At 71.4% G+C, this 19,632-nt stretch carries 16 protein-coding genes; 10 read left to right on the top strand and 6 right to left on the bottom strand.

Translation table 11 applies throughout. The annotated features are described in order from the left end of the window. Positions 1-3: 3 nt before the first annotated feature. The 4 genes from SCAB_RS02365 to SCAB_RS02350 form a co-directional block, all read right to left on the bottom strand. On the bottom strand, positions 4-639 hold the full coding sequence (locus SCAB_RS02365) for a GyrI-like domain-containing protein (protein WP_012998447.1): 636 nt from the start codon (positions 637-639) through the stop codon (positions 4-6). 134 nt (positions 640-773) lie between these two features. After that, a complete protein-coding gene (locus SCAB_RS02360) occupies positions 774-2,276 on the bottom strand; it encodes a DUF1996 domain-containing protein (protein ID WP_012998446.1) in 1,503 nt (500 codons plus the stop codon). A 282-nt stretch (positions 2,277-2,558) separates the two neighbouring features. Then, positions 2,559-3,239 (bottom strand): class I SAM-dependent methyltransferase, encoded by a 681-nt coding sequence (locus SCAB_RS02355; RefSeq protein WP_012998445.1) that lies wholly within the window; start codon positions 3,237-3,239, stop codon positions 2,559-2,561. Positions 3,240-3,370: 131 nt separating this feature from the next. Then, positions 3,371-4,000, bottom strand: coding sequence for a hypothetical protein (locus tag SCAB_RS02350; RefSeq protein ID WP_012998444.1), 630 nt, complete (start codon positions 3,998-4,000; stop codon positions 3,371-3,373). Between the two features lie 326 nt (positions 4,001-4,326). Here SCAB_RS02350 and SCAB_RS02345 point away from each other — a divergent pair, with 326 nt between their 5' ends. Next, entirely contained in the window at positions 4,327-6,099 is a 1,773-nt protein-coding gene (locus tag SCAB_RS02345; RefSeq protein WP_012998443.1) for a VanW family protein, read from the top strand. A 17-nt stretch (positions 6,100-6,116) separates the two neighbouring features. Here the strand turns inward: SCAB_RS02345 and SCAB_RS02340 are convergent, their stop codons facing one another. Next, entirely contained in the window at positions 6,117-6,686 is a 570-nt protein-coding gene (locus SCAB_RS02340; RefSeq protein ID WP_012998442.1) for a YrhB domain-containing protein, read from the bottom strand. Between the two features lie 337 nt (positions 6,687-7,023). Here SCAB_RS02340 and SCAB_RS02335 point away from each other — a divergent pair, with 337 nt between their 5' ends. The 7 genes from SCAB_RS02335 to SCAB_RS02305 all read left to right on the top strand — a co-directional run bounded on the left by SCAB_RS02335 (position 7,024) and on the right by SCAB_RS02305 (position 15,364). Next, positions 7,024-8,439 carry a family 2B encapsulin nanocompartment shell protein gene (locus SCAB_RS02335; RefSeq protein WP_041668843.1) on the top strand — a complete coding sequence of 472 codons (1,416 nt, stop codon included), beginning with the start codon at positions 7,024-7,026 and terminating at the stop codon, positions 8,437-8,439. An 89-nt stretch (positions 8,440-8,528) separates the two neighbouring features. Next, complete coding sequence (locus SCAB_RS02330; protein ID WP_041668842.1) at positions 8,529-9,893, top strand: family 2 encapsulin nanocompartment cargo protein terpene cyclase; 1,365 nt, start codon at positions 8,529-8,531, stop codon at positions 9,891-9,893. A gap of 14 nt (positions 9,894-9,907) precedes the next feature. Then, positions 9,908-10,789, top strand: a complete 882-nt coding sequence (locus SCAB_RS02325; protein WP_012998439.1) for a geranyl diphosphate 2-C-methyltransferase — start codon at positions 9,908-9,910, stop codon at positions 10,787-10,789. Positions 10,790-11,099: 310 nt separating this feature from the next. Next, on the top strand, positions 11,100-11,969 hold the full coding sequence (locus SCAB_RS02320; protein WP_012998438.1) for a hypothetical protein: 870 nt from the start codon (positions 11,100-11,102) through the stop codon (positions 11,967-11,969). Between the two features lie 250 nt (positions 11,970-12,219). Beyond that, positions 12,220-13,284 carry a tetratricopeptide repeat protein gene (locus SCAB_RS02315; RefSeq protein ID WP_012998437.1) on the top strand — a complete coding sequence of 355 codons (1,065 nt, stop codon included), beginning with the start codon at positions 12,220-12,222 and terminating at the stop codon, positions 13,282-13,284. Beyond that, entirely contained in the window at positions 13,281-14,318 is a 1,038-nt protein-coding gene (locus SCAB_RS02310) for a polyprenyl synthetase family protein (protein WP_012998436.1), read from the top strand. Before SCAB_RS02315 ends, SCAB_RS02310 begins: the two co-directional genes overlap by 4 nt. Positions 14,319-14,593: 275 nt before the next feature. Continuing rightward, entirely contained in the window at positions 14,594-15,364 is a 771-nt protein-coding gene (locus tag SCAB_RS02305) for a methyltransferase domain-containing protein (RefSeq protein WP_037724885.1), read from the top strand. 133 nt (positions 15,365-15,497) lie between these two features. Here the strand turns inward: SCAB_RS02305 and SCAB_RS02300 are convergent, their stop codons facing one another. After that, on the bottom strand, positions 15,498-15,857 hold the full coding sequence (locus tag SCAB_RS02300; protein WP_012998434.1) for a hypothetical protein: 360 nt from the start codon (positions 15,855-15,857) through the stop codon (positions 15,498-15,500). 210 nt (positions 15,858-16,067) lie between these two features. Here SCAB_RS02300 and SCAB_RS02295 point away from each other — a divergent pair, with 210 nt between their 5' ends. Together SCAB_RS02295 and SCAB_RS02290 are read left to right on the top strand one after the other, a co-directional pair. Next, positions 16,068-17,372, top strand: coding sequence for a glycoside hydrolase family 30 beta sandwich domain-containing protein (locus SCAB_RS02295; RefSeq protein WP_012998433.1), 1,305 nt, complete (start codon positions 16,068-16,070; stop codon positions 17,370-17,372). 155 nt (positions 17,373-17,527) lie between these two features. After that, positions 17,528-19,444: an ABC transporter ATP-binding protein gene (locus tag SCAB_RS02290; RefSeq protein WP_037724883.1), complete on the top strand. Its 1,917-nt coding sequence runs from the start codon at positions 17,528-17,530 to the stop codon at positions 19,442-19,444. The last annotated feature ends 188 nt before the right edge of the window (positions 19,445-19,632 follow it).

Raw genomic sequence — 19,632 nt, 5'->3', positions numbered from 1 at the left:
GCCTCACCCTTCCACGGGCCGCCGGCGCTCCACCGGCTGCCGCAACACCGTCCTCAGCCGGGCCGGGTCGGTCCTGCGCGGGTCGCTGAGGTAGATCTCGTGGTGGAGCCCCGCCTCCCGCAGGCCGTGGGCGGGGAGGTAGTCGCGGTGCAGCCTGGTGAGGACGGGGGTCTCGTCGTCGTAGGAGCCGATGTGGAGGACCTGGGCACTGGTCCCCTCCCGCAGGGTCTCCGGCCGGACGTCCCCGAGAGCGGGCCGGTCCTTCTTGGCCAGGGCGGCCGCACGGGCCTCCTCGATCATGAGGTCGGTGATCCAGCCGGGGACGTTGATGAGCATGCGCCACCGCCAGTTGTCCTTGCGCCTGGCCAGGAAGTCGCCCATGTCGTCGGCCCACCACAGTCCTTCGAGGGGACCCACGACGAAGTCCTCGCCCAACTCGCGCCTGCTCGTGAACTTGACGGTGTAGGCGACCGCGTAGAGGGCCTCGACCGCGTGGCGGTACGCGGTGGCCGTGTTCGGGTCGCCGTGCCCGTCGACGGCGAGGTAACGGAGTTCGGAGACGTCGACGAGTTCCCAGTCGGTGTTCTTCGGCGCGTAGTACGCCTTGAGAGCGCGCTTGACGTCGTACTTGGTCGTCATGTGCCGAACCCTCCCGCCCCTTCTCCCCGTCCCCCGACGCACGCGCGCCACCGCGCAACGTAACGCGTTTCCCATGCCTGGCACCGCAGAACACGTCGACAGGTGCACGAGAGCGCCCAGGCCGGGAGCGGCGGTCACCGGCATGCGCGGCCGGTGTTGATGCACTGGACCATCCGGTTCATCAGGCGCTCGTCGAACACGTTGATGAAGTCCCCGTGATCCGTGATCGGCTTGTGCATCTGCTCCGGGAAGCCGTCCACCGCGTAGAAGGGGCTGGACTTGCCGTTGTCGCCCAGGCTGGGCGCCTTGACGTCGTAGACGAGGCGCTGCACCAGCTGGGGGATGGCCTTGAAGCCGTTCGGGCAGGCACCGGTCCTCGGGTCGGCGAACGCGACGTGGGCGCGGTGGTTGGCGCTGTCGATGCTGCGGCCGTCCCAGCAGCTCTGGAACTTCGACGTACGGACCAGGCTGCTGCCCCGGGGGCAGACCGGGTACTTGTCCGTCAGCTGCCGGTTCTCGAAACCGGTGCAGCTCCATGCCGCGTTGGCGTTGGCCGTGCCGTTGGTGAAGGCCTTGGCGTCACCGGTGATGATCCGCAGGAACTTGGGCATCGCCACGACCTTGCCGCGCGGGCTGCCCACGAAGTTCAAGGTGACCTTGGACGCGGTCAGGATGCGACCCGTGTTGCCCTCGGCGCCACCGCCGAGCCGCTTGGCGTCGAACTCCCGGGTACCGTCCTGGAGTCGCAGCACGGGCCAGTAGTAGGTGGACTTGTCGCCCTGGTTGCGGCAGCTGGTCGACGCGGCGGCGAACTCCTCGTTGGTGGTGAAGGCGTCGTTGTCCTGGTTGCCGACGTAGTCGTGGGTGTGGTGGGCGCCGTTGCCCACACCGGGCGCGACGATGATGTTGTCGGAGTTGTACAGCTTGTTCGCGTTGACGCCGCACCGCGTGGTGAAGATGCCCGAGGAGGCGCCCCTGGAGCGGCGCGGGGTCTTCACGTTCGGCTGAACCTTCGTGATGTCCACGAAGTCGGCGCTCGCCGGCCCGTTGCCGCCCGGAGCGCCGGTTCCGTTCTGCCCTCCGGCGTTGCCGCCGCTCTGCCCCTGGCCCCCGCTCTGCCCCTGGCTGCCTGCCGGTTGGCCACCGGAGTCGCGCAGGGTGCAGGCGGCGAGCGATTCCAGGCCCTGCGGCCGGGGGGCCGACCTGCTGATGGCGATCGCGATCCGGTCGATGGTCGCGGCCCGTTTGTCCTTCAGGGGTCCCATGATCGCGTTGGTGACGAAACCGGCGTCCGCCTGGACGGCACCGCCCGAGTCACGCAGCCGTTGGTAGGCCTCGGCGACCTGCTGGTCCAGAAGGGCGAGTTCTCTGTCCACCTCACCCCTGGCCCGGTCGGGGACGGACGTCAGCTTCGCTCCGACGTCCGGGCAGCCGATGGTGACGGCACCGGCCGCCCCTGCCTGACCGGCCTGGCCCTGAGCCTGGGGGGAGCGTTTCGTCGCGTAGGCGTTGTCGCCCTCGTGGGCGGAGGCGTACACGTTGACCGCTATCAGCCCTCCCGCTCCCAGGGCCAGACCCGCCGCAGCGGCGACGACGCGGTGTGTCGTCCTGGATCGCTTGCGTGTGGTGTGTCGCATCGGACTCCTCCGGGGCTCTCGCATCAACGTGTTACTCGGCCGGCCTCCGGTCGACACATCGTCGTCCGGAGGGGCGCCGTGATCAGAGTTACGGATGGGACCGGCGTGAAGACAGGACTTCGTCATCACGTCAGCCCTCCGTAAGAACTCTCCCGGCAGGGCACGGTGGCTGATGGCGAGAGCAGGGCCTGCGGCGGTACGGGCTCCGGCGTACGCCCGGCACGTGGTACGCCGACGCCCGTGCCGCCGGCGTGCTCGGCCCCTGACGCGATCGGAGAAGAGTCAGCGCAACCGGCGGGCGCGCAGGACCAGGTCGTCGGTGTGGTGGGCGCCGGCGCCACCGTCGGGGGCCACCCGCGGCCGCTGCTCGTCCACCTCGATCTCCCAGTCGTCGTCGAGCAGTTCGGCGACCATCGAGGGCCACACGTAGTCGGCCGGGTCGAAATCGTTCTCGTGCGCCTGCCGGGTCTCCATCCCCGCGTGGTGCACCAGCAGCAGCACGCCACCCGGTGCGACGGCCGCGAGGAGCGCACGTTCGGCCGCGGAGTCGGGGGTTCGCAGCAGGGCCGGGTACTGCGCGGAGACCAGATCGAACGAGCCCGGCGGGAGTGCCGCTCCGGCGAGTTCGGCATGCACCCAGCGAATGGCGAGGCCGGCGTCCCGTGCGTGTCCGGCCGCCCGTTCGAGCGCCACACCGGAGACCTCCAGCGCGGTCACGTCCCAGCCGCCGCGCGCGAGCCACACGGCGTCGGCGCCTTCGCCGCAGCCGACGTCGAGCACGCGCCCGGGGGTGAGCCCGGCGGTCTCGGCCACGAGCGCGCCGTTGGGCTGCCCGCTCCACAACTGTGTCCGGTCGGCATATCGGCTGTCCCACTCCGCCCGCACCGCGGGGTCACCGGCGTAGCCGCCGGCGGAGGAGACGAGGTGGGGCACGGGCGAGCCTGCTGCGATGTCGTCGGTCATGCACCCACCGTCGCCCACCGCGTTCCCCCTCGGCCACTCCTGTTGCCGGTCCGGCAAATCGTGCGTCACCCCGGGAGCGGCCGCCTTCCGCGGATCGGGCGGCCGGAGGCCCCACGCCTCGTCGCCGCCGGTCAGGGCAGATGAGGGCGCGTCTCCGACCAGGTGAGGAGCAGGTCCCGTACCGGCCCGGGGCGCAGGCGGCCGACAAGCTCGCCCGCATGAGCCGTCAGGTTCTTGTGCCGCCTCAGCTCGCCGATCCTCTCGATCGCGAGGTCGGGCCAGTGCTCGGCGAGGGCCCGGGCCGCGACGGGAGTGAGGTCGAGTGCGGAGACGGTGTCGGCCGCCAACGCCTCGGGGTCCCAGAGCCGGTCCCCGGGATCGGGGCCGAGCCGTTCGATCACCCACATCCGGAGCATGAAGTTCTGGTGCGCCTTGCGCGCGCGATCCCATGAACGGTCGCCGCTCATGCGCTGGTTGGCCCGCAAGGACAGCCTGGCCCACTCACGGCAGGCTTCGGGAGACCCTACGGCGCTGTAGGCATGCTGCTGCGCGACGACCCGCACGGCCTCGAGTTGCCCGTCCTGAACCCGCTCGGTGAATGATCGGAGCCGCTCGATCGACCAGGTGCCGAGATCGTGGCTCGGGTCGTCGAGACCGGAGGCGGAGCCGGAGCCGGAGCCGGAGCCGAAGTACGTATTCCCGTTGGCGTTGGCGTTGGCGTTGGCGTCGGCGTCTGCGTCGGCGTCGGCGTCGCTGTTCAAGTGACCTCGCTTCTGTGACGGGGACCGATGCCCTGCGGCGGCCGCGAGCCGGGCACGGCGGGCCGTCCCGTTGCCTGATGATCGGCGCGGGACACCGCGGTGTCCAGGGCCCGCCGGGGCGCCCCTCCACGCCGCGCGCCCGCACCAGAGGTCACGACCTGATCACCCTGTGTATCCCGTCCGAGGGCATCGCCGACGTGATCTGGACCATACGTGTTCTGCGACATACGTCCCTATAGTCCGTTATGGGTAGCTTGAGGTGCCCGACTCGCTCACGGTGCCGCCCTGCCGCGCGCACCGCCCACCGATTCTCGTCCGGGAGCCCCATGCGTCTGCGAATAGCCTCCCTTCCGTCCCCCGTCCTGACCGGCGGCGCGCTGACCGTCGGCCTCGGCGGCCTCTATCTGGCCGGCCTGCTCGTCACGAGCGGTGACATCGAGGCGGGTACGACGGTGCGCGGGGTCGACATCGGGGGGCTCAGCCGTACGGAGGCCATCCGCAAGCTGGACGCTCACCTGGCTGCGGCCGGCCCGAGCGAGCTGGCCGTGCGGGTCGGCGACCGCAGCGGCACCGTCGACACGCGGCAGGCCGGACTCGGCTTCGACAGCGAGCGGACCGTCGACCGGGCGACCCGCACCGCCTCCGACCCCCTCAGCGTGATCGGCGGTTTCTTCCACTCGGGCGGAGACATCGAGCCGGTCGTACGCCTCGACGAGGACAAGGCCCACGCCGCCCTCGGGAACCTGGCGAAGGCGCTCGACCAGAAGGTCAGGGACGGCGCCGTCACCTTCGCGGACGGCAGGGTCGCCCAGGTCGCCGCCCACAGCGGTTACGCCCTGGACGTGGACGCCGCCGCCGACACGCTCCGGACCTCGTTCCTGCACGGTGCGCGGGGCCGAGCCGTGGTCCTTCCCGCCCGCGAGACGAGGCCCGGGGTGACGGCGGACGAGGTACGGCGGGCGGTGCGCGACTTCGCTCAGCCGGCCATGTCGGCGCCCGTCACCCTCACCGCGGCCGGCACGCGTTTCACGGTCGACCAGGCAGTCCTCGGCGAACACCTGCGGATGGTGCCGGACGGCTCCGGCCGACTGGTGCCGAAGCTGGACGTCAAGGGCCTGCGCTCCGCCCCCGCAGTCGCCGGCCCCCTGGCCGCCGTCACCACCACGGCCCAGAACGCCAGGCTGGAGCTGGACGGCGACAAGGTCGCGGTGGCCGAGGACGCCCGGCCCGGCGTACAGATCAGCGACAGCGCGTTGAGCGAGGCCGTGCTGCCGCTGCTCACCAGGACGGGCTCCGCGCGTACCGCGGACGTGGCCGTGCGGCGCATCCAGCCCGAGGTGACCCGCGAGAACGCGGCACGGCTGGGGCTGACGCAGAAGATGTCCTCCTTCACCGTCAACTTCGAACCGGCCCCCTACCGCACGAAGAACATCGGGCGGGCCGCACAGCTCATCAACGGCTCCGTCGTCATGCCCGACGAGACCTGGAGCTTCAACCGGACCGTGGGCCGGCGCACCGAGGCCAACGGCTTCGTCGAAGGCATCATGATCCTCGACGACCAGTTCACCAAGGCGGCGGGCGGCGGTGTGTCAGCCGTGGCCACCACCGTGTACAACGCGATGTTCTTCGCCGGGGTGAAGCCTGTGGAACACGGCGCCCACTCCTTCTACATCGAGCGCTACCCGGAGGGCCGTGAGGCGACGGTCGCCTGGGGCAGCCTCGACCTCCGGTTCACCAACGACTCCGGCAAGGCCCTCTACATCCAGGCCGAGGCCACGGACACCTCGGTGACCATCAGTTTCATCGGCACCAGGCACTACGACGAGATCAGGTCGGTGAAGGGGCCCCGGACCCATGTGCAGCCGCCGGCGAAGAAGGTGCGCACCGACGACAAGTGCGTCCCGCAGACACCGCTCGAAGGCTTCGACGTCACCGTGGAGCGCGTCTTCTACGACGCCGGCAAGGAAGTGCGGCGGGAGCCGTTCCGCACCCACTACACCCCGCGCGACGAGATCACCTGCGAGACCCCCGAACCGTCCGACACCCCCAGCCCCGGCCCCACCACCGGACAGACCGCACCGCCCGCCACCCACGGATAGCCCCTACGCCCGGTCGGTCACCCGGCCCGGCCACCCCCACCCGGGCGAATGGTCTGCACGGCCGACACCGGGTCGACGGGTGTGACGAGAGCCGCGGTGGCCGCCGCGAGGAGACGGCCCGGGAGATCGCCGTCCAGCAGCGCGCCCACGTACCGCACGGCCTCGGCGGGCGTCAGGCCCGGCAGTCTCCGGCGCAGCGTCAGGACGGCGTGCACGCGACCGCGCGCGACGGCGACCGCGCGTATCCCGTCGTGGAGGTCGTCCACCGCCGTACGTACCGGCAGTCCCCGTATCCGGGCCCGGTAGTCGGCCTCCCACGCCCCCGACTTGGCGGACACGACGCCGACCTGGTGCAGCGACCCGTCGACGCGATCGACCAGGTACGGTCCGTTCCCGACCAGCATGCGCTCCGGCCGCCGCGTGCGGACGAACTCCTCGGACTGCCAGGAGACGATCCACACCAGTTCGTGTTCCCTGACACGGACCACCGCCATGCGCATCGCGTCCGGGTCGGTGGCCAGCCACGTCCGGTAGTCACGCGTCAGCTGTTCCTCGACCAGACGAACAGCGGCTTCTCGGTCGATCACGTGTGCAGTATCCCGTACGGATGTCCGCCACGGCCTGCGCGGCGTCCCGGCCGGAGGACGGCGGCGGGCCGAGCGATCCGGGTGGGCGGTCACGGCACGGTGGCCCGGGGGCAGGACCGCTGTGACGTAGGACGGGCGGATAAACGCATCGCGCCGATTGTCACTGCTTCGAGGTAAGCATCTCGTCCGCCCGGTGGATGTGGCCGGTCGGGAGGCTAGGTTTCTGCAGGTGAAGGGATTCCCGTGATCCTTCTCGCCGTTGCCCACCCTCCCTGTCTCCCGGTCGGCGCACCCGTGTGCGCCCGACGGCCCGTCGCGCAAGGAGAAAGCCCCCTCGATGTCCGTCGACAGCAGTCCGGAAGCACGGACAGCCCCAGGCGTGCCGCAACAGTCCCTGAGTACCGCCGCCGCCCGCACCCTCGCCACCACCACCAAGTCGGCCCCGCAGATGCAGGAGATCACCTCTCGCTGGCTGCTGCGGATGCTGCCCTGGGTCGAGGCCGAGGGCGGCGTCTACCGGGTCAACCGACGGCTGCGCCACACCCTCGGCAATGGGCGCGTCGGCTTCGTCCAGGAGGGCGCCACCGTCCGCGTCCTTCCGCAAGGGCTCGGTGAACTGGCCTTCCTACGTGGATTCGAGGACCGGGACGTCCTCGGCGCACTCGCCGACCGCTGCGCGCAGCGCGACTTCACGGCGGGCGAGGTCCTCGTCGAACGTGGCAGCTGCGCGGACCGGATCCATCTGATCGCCCACGGCCGGGTCAGCCAGACCTCCGAAGGCAAGTACGGCGGCGAGACCGCCGTCGCGGTGCTCGCGGACGGCGAGCACTTCGGCGCGCACGCCCTGGCGGACCCCGACGCCCGCCACGACTGCACGGTCACCGCCGAGACCGCCGGCACCCTCCTCACCCTCTCCCGCGCCGACTTCACCGCGGTCCAGGCCACGGCACCTCGTCTCCGCGCCCACCTCGACACGTTCGGCTCCCGCAGACGTCGGCCGCAGAACAAACACGGCGAGTCCGAGATCGCCGTGTCGGCCGGCCACACCGGGGAGCCCGAACTGCCGGGCACCTTCGTCGACTACGAACTGAACCCGCGCGAGTACGAACTCTCCGTCGCCCAGACCGTGCTGAGGATCCACAGCCGGGTCGGGGACCTCTACAACGGCCCGATGGACCAGAGCGAGGAGCAACTCAGGCTCACCGTCGAGGCCCTGCGCGAGCGCCAGGAACACGAGCTGATCAACAACCGTGAGTTCGGGCTGCTGCACAACGCCGACTTCAAGCAGCGGATCCAGCCCCGGCTCGGCCCCCCGACCCCGGACGACATGGACGAGCTGCTCTGCCGCAGGCGCGGCACCAGGATGTTCCTCGCCCACCCCAGGACCATCGCCGCCGTCGGACGCGGCTTCAGCGCCTGCGGTCTCCACCCCGACCAGGTCGACATCGAAGGGCAGTCCGTCCCCGCATGGCGCGGCGTCCCGATCCTCCCGTGCGACAAGATCCCGATCAGCGCGGAACAGACCAGCTCGATCATCGCGCTGCGCACCGGCGAGAAGAGTCAGGGCGTCATCGGCCTGCGACGGACCGGCCTGCAGGACGAGTACGAACCCGGGCTCTCCGTGCGGTTCATGGGCATCAACGAGCAGGCGGTCGTCTCCTACCTCGTCAGCACCTACTTCTCCGCCGCGGTGCTCCTGCCCGACGCCGTCGGAGTGCTGGAGAACGTGCGGATCGCCCCCGGGCCGCGCTGACGCCCCGACCGGTCGCAGGTCCCACGCCCGACACCCACGCTCCGTGCACTGTGGAGCGCCCACCCCGCCGCGACAAGGAGCCCTCGACCATGCCCACTTCCGGGCCCCTCGGACCACTCACCCCCGAACAGGTGCCGACGCCGGCGTCCTCCGCAGCCGTACCGGACGCGGCGGCGCCGGCGGCGGCCCCGGACCACCGTCCGGTCGCACCGACCGCCTCCGGGTTCCTGGCCGCCCTGCATCCGCCGGTCGCGCTCCTCGTCCCACCGCCGACCGTGCCCACGCCGACGCCGTCACCCCCCGTGGAGCCCTCCGCCGCCGTACCGGGCCCGCCCGACACGACCGCGGCCGACGACGCCCTCCGGCGGATCCTGCGCGCACCGACCGGACCGGGTACGGCCTCGCTCGTCGTCGCCGACAGATTCGCACCCCCGCTGCCGAGTCCGGTGTCCCGGGCACCCGTCGAGCCCGCCGCGGGACGAGCCGTCCCCGGCCTCTACCACCACCCCGTCCCCGAGCCCGACCCGGTGCGCGTCGAAGAGGTGAGCCGCCGTATCAAGCGCTGGGCCGAGGAAGAGGTCCAGCTCTACCCCGAGGAGTGGGAGGGGCAGTTCGACGGCTTCTCCGTCGGCCGTTACATGGTCGCCTGCCACCCCGACGCGCCGACGACCGACCACCTGATGCTCGCCACCAGGCTGATGGTCGCGGAGAACGCGGTGGACGACTGCTACTGCGAGGACCACGGCGGGTCCCCGGTCGGTCTCGGCGGACGCCTGCTCCTCGCCCACACCGCGCTCGACCATTTCCACACCACCGCGGAGTACGCGCCGGCGTGGCAGGAGTCCCTCGCCTCGGACGCCCCACGCCGCGCGTACCGCAGCGCCATGGACCACTTCGTCGGCGCGGCCACGCCCTCCCAGGCCGACCGCTACCGGCACGACATGGCCCGGCTGCACCTGGGGTATCTCGCCGAGGCCGCCTGGGCACAGACCGGTCACGTCCCCGAGGTGTGGGAGTACCTGGCGATGCGCCAGTTCAACAACTTCCGCCCCTGCCCCACGATCACCGACACCGTCGGCGGCTACGAACTGCCCGCGGACCTGCACGCCCGGCCGGACATGCAACGGGTCATCGCCCTGGCCGGCAACGCGACCACCATCGTCAACGACCTCTACTCGTACACGAAGGAACTCGACAGCCCGGGACACCACCTGAACCTTCCGGTGGTGATCGCGGAACGCGAGCGGCTCCCCGTCCGCGATGCCTATCTGAAGGCCGTCGAGGTCCACAACGAACTACAGCACGCCTTCGAGGCCGCCTCGGCCGAACTCGCGGAAGCCTGCCCCCTGCCCGCCGTGCTGCGCTTCCTCAAGGGCGTGGCCGCCTGGGTCGACGGCAATCACGACTGGCACCGCACCAATACCTACCGCTACACCCTGCCCGATTTCTGGTAAGAACGGATACCTCCATGACCACTGACACGACCGCCACCGCCACCGCCACCGCCAGGATTCCGTCGCCGGCGACGCCGTACCAGGGGGACATCGCCCGCTACTGGAACAACGAGGCCAGGCCCGTCAACCTCCGCCTCGGCGACGTGGACGGTCTCTACCATCACCACTACGGCATCGGCGCCGTGGACCGGGCCGCGCTCGGCGACCCGGCCCACAGCGAGTACGAGAAGAAGCTCATCGCGGAGCTGCACCGACTGGAGTCGGCCCAGGCGGAGTTCCTCCTGGACCACCTCGGCGCCGTCGGTCCCGACGACACGCTCGTCGACGCCGGCTGCGGGCGCGGGGGATCCATGATCATGGCCAACCGTCGCTTCGGATGCGCGGTCGAGGGCGTCACCCTGTCCGCCACCCAGGCCGACTTCGGCAACCGGCGCGCGCGGGAGCTGCGCGTCGAGGACCGCGTCCGCTCCCGTGTCTGCAACATGCTCGACACCCCCTTCGACAAGGGCAGCGTCACGGCCTCGTGGAACAACGAGTCGACCATGTACGTCGACCTCCACGACCTGTTCGCCGAGCACGCCCGCTTCCTGAAGGTGGGGGGCCGGTACGTGACCGTCACCGGCTGCTGGAACCCCCGCTACGGCCAGCCGTCGAAGTGGGTCTCCGAGATCAACGCCCACTTCGAGTGCAACATCCACTCGCGCCGGGAGTATCTGCGGGCCATGGCCGACAACAGGCTGGTGCCGCAGGCCATCGTCGACCTCACCCCGGAAACCCTGCCCTACTGGGAACTGCGGGCCACGTCCTCCCTGGTCACCGGCATCGAGAAGGCGTTCATCGAGTCCTACCGGGACGGCTCCTTCCAGTACGTCCTGATCGCGGCCGACCGCGTGTGAGTCCCGCCTGGCGGGGCACCGGCGACACCCTGTACGAGGGGTGTCGGCGGTGCCCCGCTGCCGTGTCGTGACTCCGGTCGGCAGATGCCCTCCGGGGCCACGGCGCGTACGCGGCATCCACCGGCGCGCGTCCTGCAAGCGCGTGGGACTTCCTTACGCAACACGAGTGAATCCGACGGGTTCGCCGTTCGACGCGGGTGTGAGTTCCGTACGGTCTGCGTACGGATCCGGCGGCCGCGGGGAAGCCCTGACGGCGGCGCCGATCGAAGGGGGCACCTGGATGCCGAGGCTGGGGAAGTAGGGGGTTCGGATGATGTCCCTCGGACCGTCCGTCGGCTGTTGGGTGCTGACTCTCTCCCTGCTGCTGCGGTTACGGGGGGCGCGAGGGCGGGCACGGACGCGTCTGCTGCTGGTGGCGGGCTCCGCGGCTGCCGGCGGTGTCTACCGAGCCGCGCTCGCCGCGCTGTCGGGTCAACCGGCGCAGGCACCGGACGCGGCGGGACCGGCCGGTCTGACCGTGATCGTGGGCGTGACCGTCACGGTCGGGCTGGGGACGGCCGGACTGGTGGCCGCGGCGGACGCCGGTTCGGGATGGCGGGCCTGGCTGCGGCGCGTACTCGACGGGACGGTCATGGCCGGGGCCGCGTTCATGGCGGGCTGGGTGTTCCTGGGCAGAGCCGGTGAGGGGTGGCGTCCCGGGGCCGGCATGCTCGGCGTCCTGTGGGCGGCGGAGGTCGTCTTCCTCGGATTCCTGCTCGCCCTGCGCCGTCTCGTGCGCGACGACCAGCGCGCGACCGTCTGGGCGGCGATCGCGGGAGTGTCCCTCATGGTGGTCGGCGACAGTCTGCCGCTGTCGCCGACCGATGCGGGTGACCGCGAGATGCTGTCGTCCCCGTGGGCCGACCTCTGCGTCACGGCCGGACTGCTGATCGTCGCCGTCGGCCCCTGGGTGCCCGGCGGCGCGAGCGTCCTCGGTGCCGGACGGCCGGCGTTGCGCTCGGGGATGGAGGGCGCCGCCGCGTTCATCCCGCTGACCGTCTGCACGGTCACGGCGCTGGGATACGTGCTGGCGCCCTCCGCCGCCGATCCGGTACCGCTGCTGGTCGGCGGTCTGGCGCTGCTGGGCCTGTGGGCCCGTCAGATCTACCTGCCGAGCGACGTCAGAACGCAGGACGACTGAATCGGCTTCCGTACAGCGCGAGTTGGGGGTCGGCCTTCGGTCTCCTGTGCACGGTCTTCGAGGTGATCTGCGCCTCACGGGCAACCTGCGCGGCGCGCACGGCATCTTGATCGGTAACGGATGAAGCCGGGACCCCCGGGGCTGTGGCGTTCATCTCCGACGCTCTATACGCCCTGTGTATACGCGACGTGTAGAGATCGCATGTATAGCCGGCACGAGCTGACGCATGCGACCGGACCGAAAGGCAACCATGTACGGCAAGGCGTTCGCCCCCGAATACCAGGGCGCCCTGACCACCCTGTCCGTGAATTCCTCGCTGACCGAGGTACTGGCGGCCGGCACACGGCAGTTGAGAGCGGCCGAGCGTGCCGGGCAGCACGGTGAGGCGGCCCGCTCCGGGCTCGCGGTGGCCGAGGCGCACCGGCGGCTGGGGCAGATCGGCGACGCCGACCAGGCGTGGAAGGCGAGTTACCGGGCGGCCAGGGCGGCCGGGGACCAGGGGGCCATGGCCTGGGCACTGTGGAGCGGCGGGACGCTGGCCCGGCAGCGCGGCTCGTTCGCACTGGCCCGGCGGCTCCTGGGACTCGCGGCCGACCTGGGCGCGCGGGGAGGCGACGTCGTCGTCCGCGGCTACTCCCTCGCCGGGCTGGCCGAGACCGGCAGGATCCAGGGCGACTACGAAGCCGTCGCCCAGCTGCACGAGCAGTTGCTCGCCGAGGCCCGGCGGCGCGGCGAGGCGCGGCACACCGTGTGGGCGTTGGAGGGCATCGCGCAGATCCACCGTCAGCAGGGGGCGTACGACAGCGCGTACACGCTGTTCGAAGAGGCGGCCGGGATAGCCGTGGGCGCCGACGACCGGCGAGGTCACGCCTGGGCGCTGCGCGGGCTCGCCGACATCGTCTCGGCGCGCGACGGGGACGTGGAGCGCGCGCTCGCCCTGCTGTCGGAGGCGGAGGCCACCTGCCGGGAGATGCGCCTGTCCAGCGCGCTGGCCTACAACCACAAGATGCGCGGCAACGTCCACTACCGGGCCGGGCGTTACGCCGAGGCGCGGGACACCTACGAGCTGGCCCTGGGCGAGTTCCGCGAGATGAGCGAACCGCGCGGGCAGGCGCTGGCCCGGCTGGGACTGGCCAAGTCACTCGCCAGGCTCGGCCGGGACCACGACGAGACGGCAGCCGAACTGGCCGCGCTGGAGCAGGAGTTGGAGCGGATCGGGCTGCGGCACGCCCGGCAGATGGTGGCGCGGGCGCACGAGGAACTAGGGATCCGGCCCCAGCCGCGGGGCGGCGTCCGGGTGGAGGCGGCACGGTGACGGCGCTCTCCACGGCACTGCGGCCGCCGGTCGACGTCCCCTTCGTCCTGGAACGCTGCCGCGAGCTGGTGCGCCCCGCGCTGCGGGAGGCGGTCGGACGGACGCACCCCTGGGTGGGCGAGATGGCCGCGTACTCGTTCGGCTGGTGCGAGGTGGGCGGCGCTCCCACGGCCGCGTCCGGCGGCAAGGGAGTGCGGCAGGCCCTGGCCGTGCTGGGCGCCGAAGTGGTGGGGGCTCCCGCCCGGGCCGGGGTGCCCGCCGCGGTCGCGGTGGAACTGGTCCACGTCTTCTCGTTGTTGCACGACGACATCATGGACGGCGACGTGGAACGTCGCCGTCGCCCGACGGTCTGGAAGGCGTACGGCACAGGGCCCGCCGTTCTCGCCGGTGACGCCCTGTTCGCGCTGGCCGTCGAGACGCTCGCCACGGCGGAGCCGGGTGCGTCCGCCCTGCGGACCCTGTCCGCGGCGCTCGGCGAGCTGGTGCGCGGGCAGGCGGACGACCTGCTGTTCGCCGCACGCCCCTGGGCGGGGCCGGAGCGGGTGCGCCCGGCGGAGTACCGGGCCATGGCCGAGCGGAAGACCGGCGCGCTGCTGGGCTGCGCGGCAGCGCTCGGCGCCCTGCTCGGCGGTGGCCCGCCCGCTGCGGTCGCGGCGCTCGACCGGGCGGGCCGCCGCCTCGGTCTGGCCTTCCAGATCGTCGACGACGTGCTGGGCATCTGGGGCGACCCCGAGATCACCGGCAAACCCGTGCACGGCGACCTTCGCGAGCGCAAGAAGACCTTCCCCGTACTGGCCGCGCTCGATGCGGGCTCCCCCGAGGCGCGGCGGCTGGCCGAGCTGCTGGCCTCGGACGCGGACCCGCGGGAGGCGGCCGTCCTCGTCGAGGCGGCGGGGGGCCGGGCGGCGGCGCTCGACGAGGCACGCCGTCACATCACGGCGGCACAGGACGCGCTGGCGGACCTCGCGCCGCGGAGCGCGGCCGTCGACGAGCTCCGCGCACTGTCGGCGTTTCTCCTGCGCCGGGACGTCTGAGGTCGTCGGCCGCGCCCCGGGACCTCGGTGTCCGGGTCCCGGGGCACGCCGGAGCGTACGCAGCACCCCGCCGGTCGGCCGCCGGGGCCGGGAGACGGCCTCGGCGGGGAAGACAGGCAGCTGATCCCCACAGGGAGGGGTATACCGGGCAAAGGGCCCTGATGCGGTGTATCGGCCTTCGACGGGTGATGGGTGAATTCGTCATCCCACTGCGCTCCCGCCTTCGCACTCCTATGCTGACGCCGAGGGTGGACACGTTCTGGGGGGAGTGCCTGATGAATGCGGTGGGCAAGGGTCCGTCAGTGGTGAAGTCCGGTGTCCGGCGCCTTCTGGGGCGCGCCGGATTCGACATCGTGCGCAGTACCGACAATCGGGGTGGCGTCGACGACTTCCTTCCGTTCGAGGCGACGATGCGGGCCGCGCGCGCGTCGGGCCTGTCGGTCGGCGACCACATCGACGAGGTCATGAACAAGACGCCCGGCGCCACCCGGAAGACCGTCGACGAACTCCGCGCCCGCGGGGTCTTCGAAGGCGACCCGGCCAGGGTGCTGGAGATCGGTCCCGGGTCCGGGCGGTACCTGGAGAAGACGCTCAAGGAATGCTCGCCGGAGCGCTACGAGATCTACGAGACGGCGAAGCCCTGGGCGGACTACCTGGTGGAGACGTTCGGTGTCGTCGCCCAGCCGACCGAGGGGAGCAGCCTCGCCCCGACACCCGACGGCAGCGTCGACCTCCTCCAGGCCCACAAGGTCTTCAACACCGTGACCTTCCTCTGCGCCTCGCGCTACTTCCTGGAGATGGCGCGCGTCACCCGGCCCGGTGGCCGGATCGTCTTCGACGTCATGACGGAGAACTGCCTGGACCCCGCGACGGTACGCGCCTGGGCGGCGGAGGGCGGCTCGGGACACGACTCCTACCCGGCCCCCATGCCGCGCCAGACGTGCGTGGACCTCTTCGCGACCCTCGACTGCACCCTGGAGGCCGGTTTCCTGGCGCCCATGGGCGTCGGCTCCACGGAGGTGCTCGTCTTCACGAAGAAGGCCTGAGCCTCGCACGGCACCTGTCCGCCGGTCCGCCGGACGGAGCCGGCCTGTCCCGAGGCAGGCCGGCGCGGTCGGCCGGGGCACCCGGGCGGTCCCGCCACGCCGGTCGTCGGCGCGGGGGACCGCCCGCCGTCGCTCAGGTGTCGGAGTAGCTGAAGTCGCCCACCGTCCAGGCGCTGACGTCCTCGATCGCCACGCGGTACATCCCTCCCGTCTCCGGGATGCCCACCGTGCCCTGCAGGATGCGGGCGACGTGGAAGTGCAGATGAGTGGGCGCCCCGTCCGACCGGTCGGGGGCTTCGAACATGGCGGAGAACTCGCCCAGGCGGTCGGAGTCCCTGAGTACGTCCGACACCCGCTGTCTCCACACCGTCTCGGGGGCCAGTCTGCCGGTGATGACGGCACCGTTGGTGACCACGGTCAGGGACATCTGGTTGCTCTTCTTGGACTCGACCAGGGCGGCGACGTCAATGAGCAGCTTGTCAGGCTTCGACATGGCGCAGAGTGTATTCGCCCGCAGGGGAGCGCAGTGGTCCGGCCGGGGTAATGCGGCACCTTTGCCGCACGAGCGCCGGCGGGACGGGCGGCGTTCGGCCCGGCGCGGAGAAGAATGGCTCGATGTGGTGTCGCCAAGAACGGGTGGGAGCGCTCCCATGGTGAGGGGGCGCGAGGGGTCCGAGCCGGGTGGCAGCCAGGAGGAGATGACATGACCGAGCGTCAGAACGAGCCGGAGCGCGGACGCGGAGGGTCACCGAGCCGCAGGACCGTGCTGGCCGCGGTGGGCGCCCTGCCGATCCTCACCGCCGTCGCGCCGCCGGCCGCCGGAGCCGTGAGAGCCGCGGCCGCGACGGCGGTCATCGATCCGTCCGCGCGCCGCCAGACGATCCGCGGCTTCGGCGGCATGACCCACACGGCGTGGATCGGAGACCTCACCGCCGCCCAGCGGGACACGGCGTTCGGGGCCGGAGAGGGGCAACTGGGACTGTCGCTGCTGCGGATCCCCGTCCCCGAGGACCGGGCGGCCTGGAACCGCGACCTGGCGACGGCGAAACGCGCGGCCCAGCTCGGGGCGGCCGTCATCGCGTCGCCGTGGAATCCGCCCGCCCGCATGGTCGAGACCTTCGTACGCGGCAGCCAGACCGACGCCCGGCGCCTGCGGTACGACATGTACGGCGCCTACGCCCAGCACCTCAACGACTTCACCACGTACATGCGGGACAACGGAGTGAACCTCTACGGCATCTCGGTGCAGAACGAGCCCGACTACGCGCACGACTGGACGTGGTGGACCCCCGCCGAGATGCTCCGGTTCCTGCGGGAGAACGCCGGCTCGATCGGCACCAGGGTCATCGCGCCGGAGTCGTTTCAGTACCTGAAGAACATGTCGGACCCGATCCTCAACGACCCGGTCGCGCTCGCCAACGTGGACATCGTCGGCGCACACCTCTACGGCACCTCGTTCTCCAACTTCCCCTACCCCCTGTTCAAGCAGAAGGGCGCGGGCAAGGAACTCTGGATGACCGAGGTCTACCACCCCAACAGCAGCGACTCGGCGGACCTGTGGCCCCAGGCGCTCGACGTGGGAGAACACATGCACCGCGCCATGGTGGACGCCGAGTTCCAGGCGTACATCTGGTGGTACATCCGGCGCGGCTACGGACCCCTGCGTGAGGACGGCAGGATCAGCAAGCGCGGCGCCTGCATGGCCCACTTCGCCAGATTCGTCCGGCCAGGCTACGTACGGATCGACGCGACGCCCAGGCCGGCGACGGACGTGTACGTCTCGGCGTACCGGAGCACCGGGTCCACGGTCGCCGTCGTCGCCGTCAACAAGAGCGCGTCGGCGGTGAGTCAGCAGTTCACCCTGACGAGTGGTTCGCCGTCCCGTGTCTCGTCGTGGCTGACCGACGCGAGCAGGAGCGTCGCACCCCAGGCCGCCACCGGTGTGTCCAACGGGTCGTTCACCGCCACGCTGCCCGCCCGCAGTGTGACGACGTTCGTGACGGGCTGACCGGGCGGCAGCCGTACCGGGTGCGCGCCGCGGGAGGCTTCCGGGCGCGCACCTCACGGTCATCGATGTCCGATTCTCGCCGTTCCGCGTTAAATGCCTGGACCGGTCACCTCCCCGGACGGGACACTTCCGACTTCCGAACCTCCGGGAGTGTGATGGGGACCACAGAAATGCGAGGACCGGCGCCGGCCAGGAGCGCGGTCGTCCTCGCGCTGCGCCACTACGTCCGGGAAGTGCTGCGACTACGACGACTGGCCCTGCCCGCGCTGCTGTTGCCGGCCATGGGCAACATCGGCGTGCGGTACGTCGCGCCCCTGCTGATCGCCAAACTGGCGGCACAGGCGGCCGACGACAGTCTCACGCTCGGCGCGGCTCTGCCGTACGTGCTCGGCTTCGGCGTGACGCTGGTGCTCGCCGAGATCGTGTGGCGCGTCGGGCAGCACTGCCTGAACCGCGTGGACGCCCTCGGCATGGAACACCTCTACGTGAGCGGCATGGACGAACTCCTCGCCAAGGACGCGGCGTTCTTCCACGACAACTTCGCCGGCTCCCTGACCAAACGGGTCCTCAGCTACGGCAAGCGCTTCGAGGACTTCGTCGACACGCTGACCTACCGGATCGTGGGCAGTTTCGTCCCGCTGCTGTTCGGTGCCGTCGTGCTGTGGAGCTACGAGCCGATGCTCGTCGTCGGCCTCGTGGTGATGATCGCGCTGACCGCGGTGGCGGCGACACCGCTGATCCGTCGCCGACAGCGGCTCGTCCACGATCGTGAGGCGGCGATCGCCCGGGTCTCCGGCCATGTCGCCGACAGCCTCATGAACATGGAGACCATCCGGGCGTTCGCGGCCGAGCGGCGCGAGGCCGACGAACACCGCAGCCGGGTCGCGGAATCCCGGCGGCTGACGCTGCGGTCCTGGGACTACGGCAACCTGCGCGTCGACATGGTGATCGCGCCCATGTCGGTGCTGACCAACGTGCTGGGCCTGGTGGTCGCCATCGCCTTCGGCAGCTCGGGCCAGGGAGTCGAGGAGATCGTCGTCGCGTTCACCTACTACTCCAACGCGACCCAGATCATGTTCGAGTTCAACCAGATCTACCGGCGGCTGGAGAGCTCGATGACCGAAGCCGCGCAGTTCACCGAACTCCTGCTGGATCCCCCCACCGTGCTCGACCCGCCGGAACCCGAAGCGCTCGCGCCGAAGGACACCGGCATCCGCTTCGACGCGGTGACCTTCGCCCACGCGGGCGCGAAACCCATCTTCCGGGACCTCGACCTGGACGTGCCCGCGGGCGCCCGCGTCGGACTGGTGGGCAGGTCGGGCGGCGGCAAGACCACGCTCACGCGGCTCCTGCTGCGGATGGCGGACATCGACCGGGGACGCCTCGCCATCGGCGGCCAGGACATCAGCCGGCTGCGGCAGACCGACCTGCGCTCACTGATCGCCTACGTCCCGCAGGAACCCGCCATGTTCCACCGCAGCCTGCGGGACAACATCGCCTTCGCCCGGCCGGGGGCCACCGACGAGGAGGTGCGCGCGGCGGCCGCGGCCGCGCACGTCACGGAGTTCGCCGACCAGCTCCCCGACGGCTTCGCCACGCTGGTGGGGGAGCGGGGGGTGAAACTCTCGGGCGGCCAGCGCCAGCGCGTGGCCCTCGCCCGCGCGATCCTGCGCGACGCCCCGATCCTGCTGCTCGACGAGGCGACCAGCGCACTGGACTCGGAGAGCGAACTCCTCGTCCAGGACGCCCTGTGGCGGCTGATGGACGGACGTACCGCCCTCGTCGTCGCCCACCGTCTGAGCACCGTCGCCGGCATGGACCGTCTCGTCGTCCTCGACCGCGGGAGCGTCGTCGAGCAGGGCACCCACGAGGAGCTGCTCGCGTCGCAGGGCGCGTACGCCAAGCTGTGGCAGCACCAGTCGGGCGGATTCCTCGGCGAGAGCGACGAGTCGGCCGACGGATGCCCGGTCCCGGAGGCGGACCACGACAGGCTGCCCGGACCGGCCGACCCGGCCGCGGACGGGGAACACCGGACGTGGTCGGACGCCCGTACGAGGACCGGGTCCATGTGAGCGAGTCGATTCCCGGCCATTCTCGATCGCCGACGGCGTCCCGCCGACATCCGCCCTGCGCGCCGGATGCCGTCGGCGCAGCCGTCGACCCTCCCGTGGGGAGGGCGGGAGGGGCGACGCGGCCCCGCCCGGGCAGGAGCGCGCGGGCGGGGCCGGGCGTGGTGGCCTCCAACGGGGGAATGGAGGTC

It is taken from the genome of Streptomyces scabiei 87.22 (genome assembly GCF_000091305.1).
GTDB lineage: Bacteria > Actinomycetota > Actinomycetes > Streptomycetales > Streptomycetaceae > Streptomyces > Streptomyces scabiei.
This window is presented reverse-complemented; position numbering and strand designations above follow the sequence as displayed.

Bases quoted from the DNA above. Each gene is read 5' to 3' on its own strand.
- SCAB_RS02365 (WP_012998447.1), bottom strand. From the start codon at position 639: ATGACGACCAAGTACGACGTCAAGCGCGCTCTCAAGGCGTACTACGCG.
- SCAB_RS02360 (WP_012998446.1), bottom strand. From the start codon at position 2,276: ATGCGACACACCACACGCAAGCGATCCAGGACGACACACCGCGTCGTC.
- SCAB_RS02355 (WP_012998445.1), bottom strand. From the start codon at position 3,239: ATGACCGACGACATCGCAGCAGGCTCGCCCGTGCCCCACCTCGTCTCC.
- SCAB_RS02345 (WP_012998443.1), top strand. From the start codon at position 4,327: ATGCGTCTGCGAATAGCCTCCCTTCCGTCCCCCGTCCTGACCGGCGGC.
- SCAB_RS02335 (WP_041668843.1), top strand. From the start codon at position 7,024: ATGTCCGTCGACAGCAGTCCGGAAGCACGGACAGCCCCAGGCGTGCCG.
- SCAB_RS02330 (WP_041668842.1), top strand. From the start codon at position 8,529: ATGCCCACTTCCGGGCCCCTCGGACCACTCACCCCCGAACAGGTGCCG.
- SCAB_RS02325 (WP_012998439.1), top strand. From the start codon at position 9,908: ATGACCACTGACACGACCGCCACCGCCACCGCCACCGCCAGGATTCCG.
- SCAB_RS02320 (WP_012998438.1), top strand. From the start codon at position 11,100: ATGATGTCCCTCGGACCGTCCGTCGGCTGTTGGGTGCTGACTCTCTCC.
- SCAB_RS02315 (WP_012998437.1), top strand. From the start codon at position 12,220: ATGTACGGCAAGGCGTTCGCCCCCGAATACCAGGGCGCCCTGACCACC.
- SCAB_RS02305 (WP_037724885.1), top strand. From the start codon at position 14,594: ATGAATGCGGTGGGCAAGGGTCCGTCAGTGGTGAAGTCCGGTGTCCGG.
- SCAB_RS02300 (WP_012998434.1), bottom strand. From the start codon at position 15,857: ATGTCGAAGCCTGACAAGCTGCTCATTGACGTCGCCGCCCTGGTCGAG.
- SCAB_RS02295 (WP_012998433.1), top strand. From the start codon at position 16,068: ATGACCGAGCGTCAGAACGAGCCGGAGCGCGGACGCGGAGGGTCACCG.
- SCAB_RS02290 (WP_037724883.1), top strand. From the start codon at position 17,528: ATGGGGACCACAGAAATGCGAGGACCGGCGCCGGCCAGGAGCGCGGTC.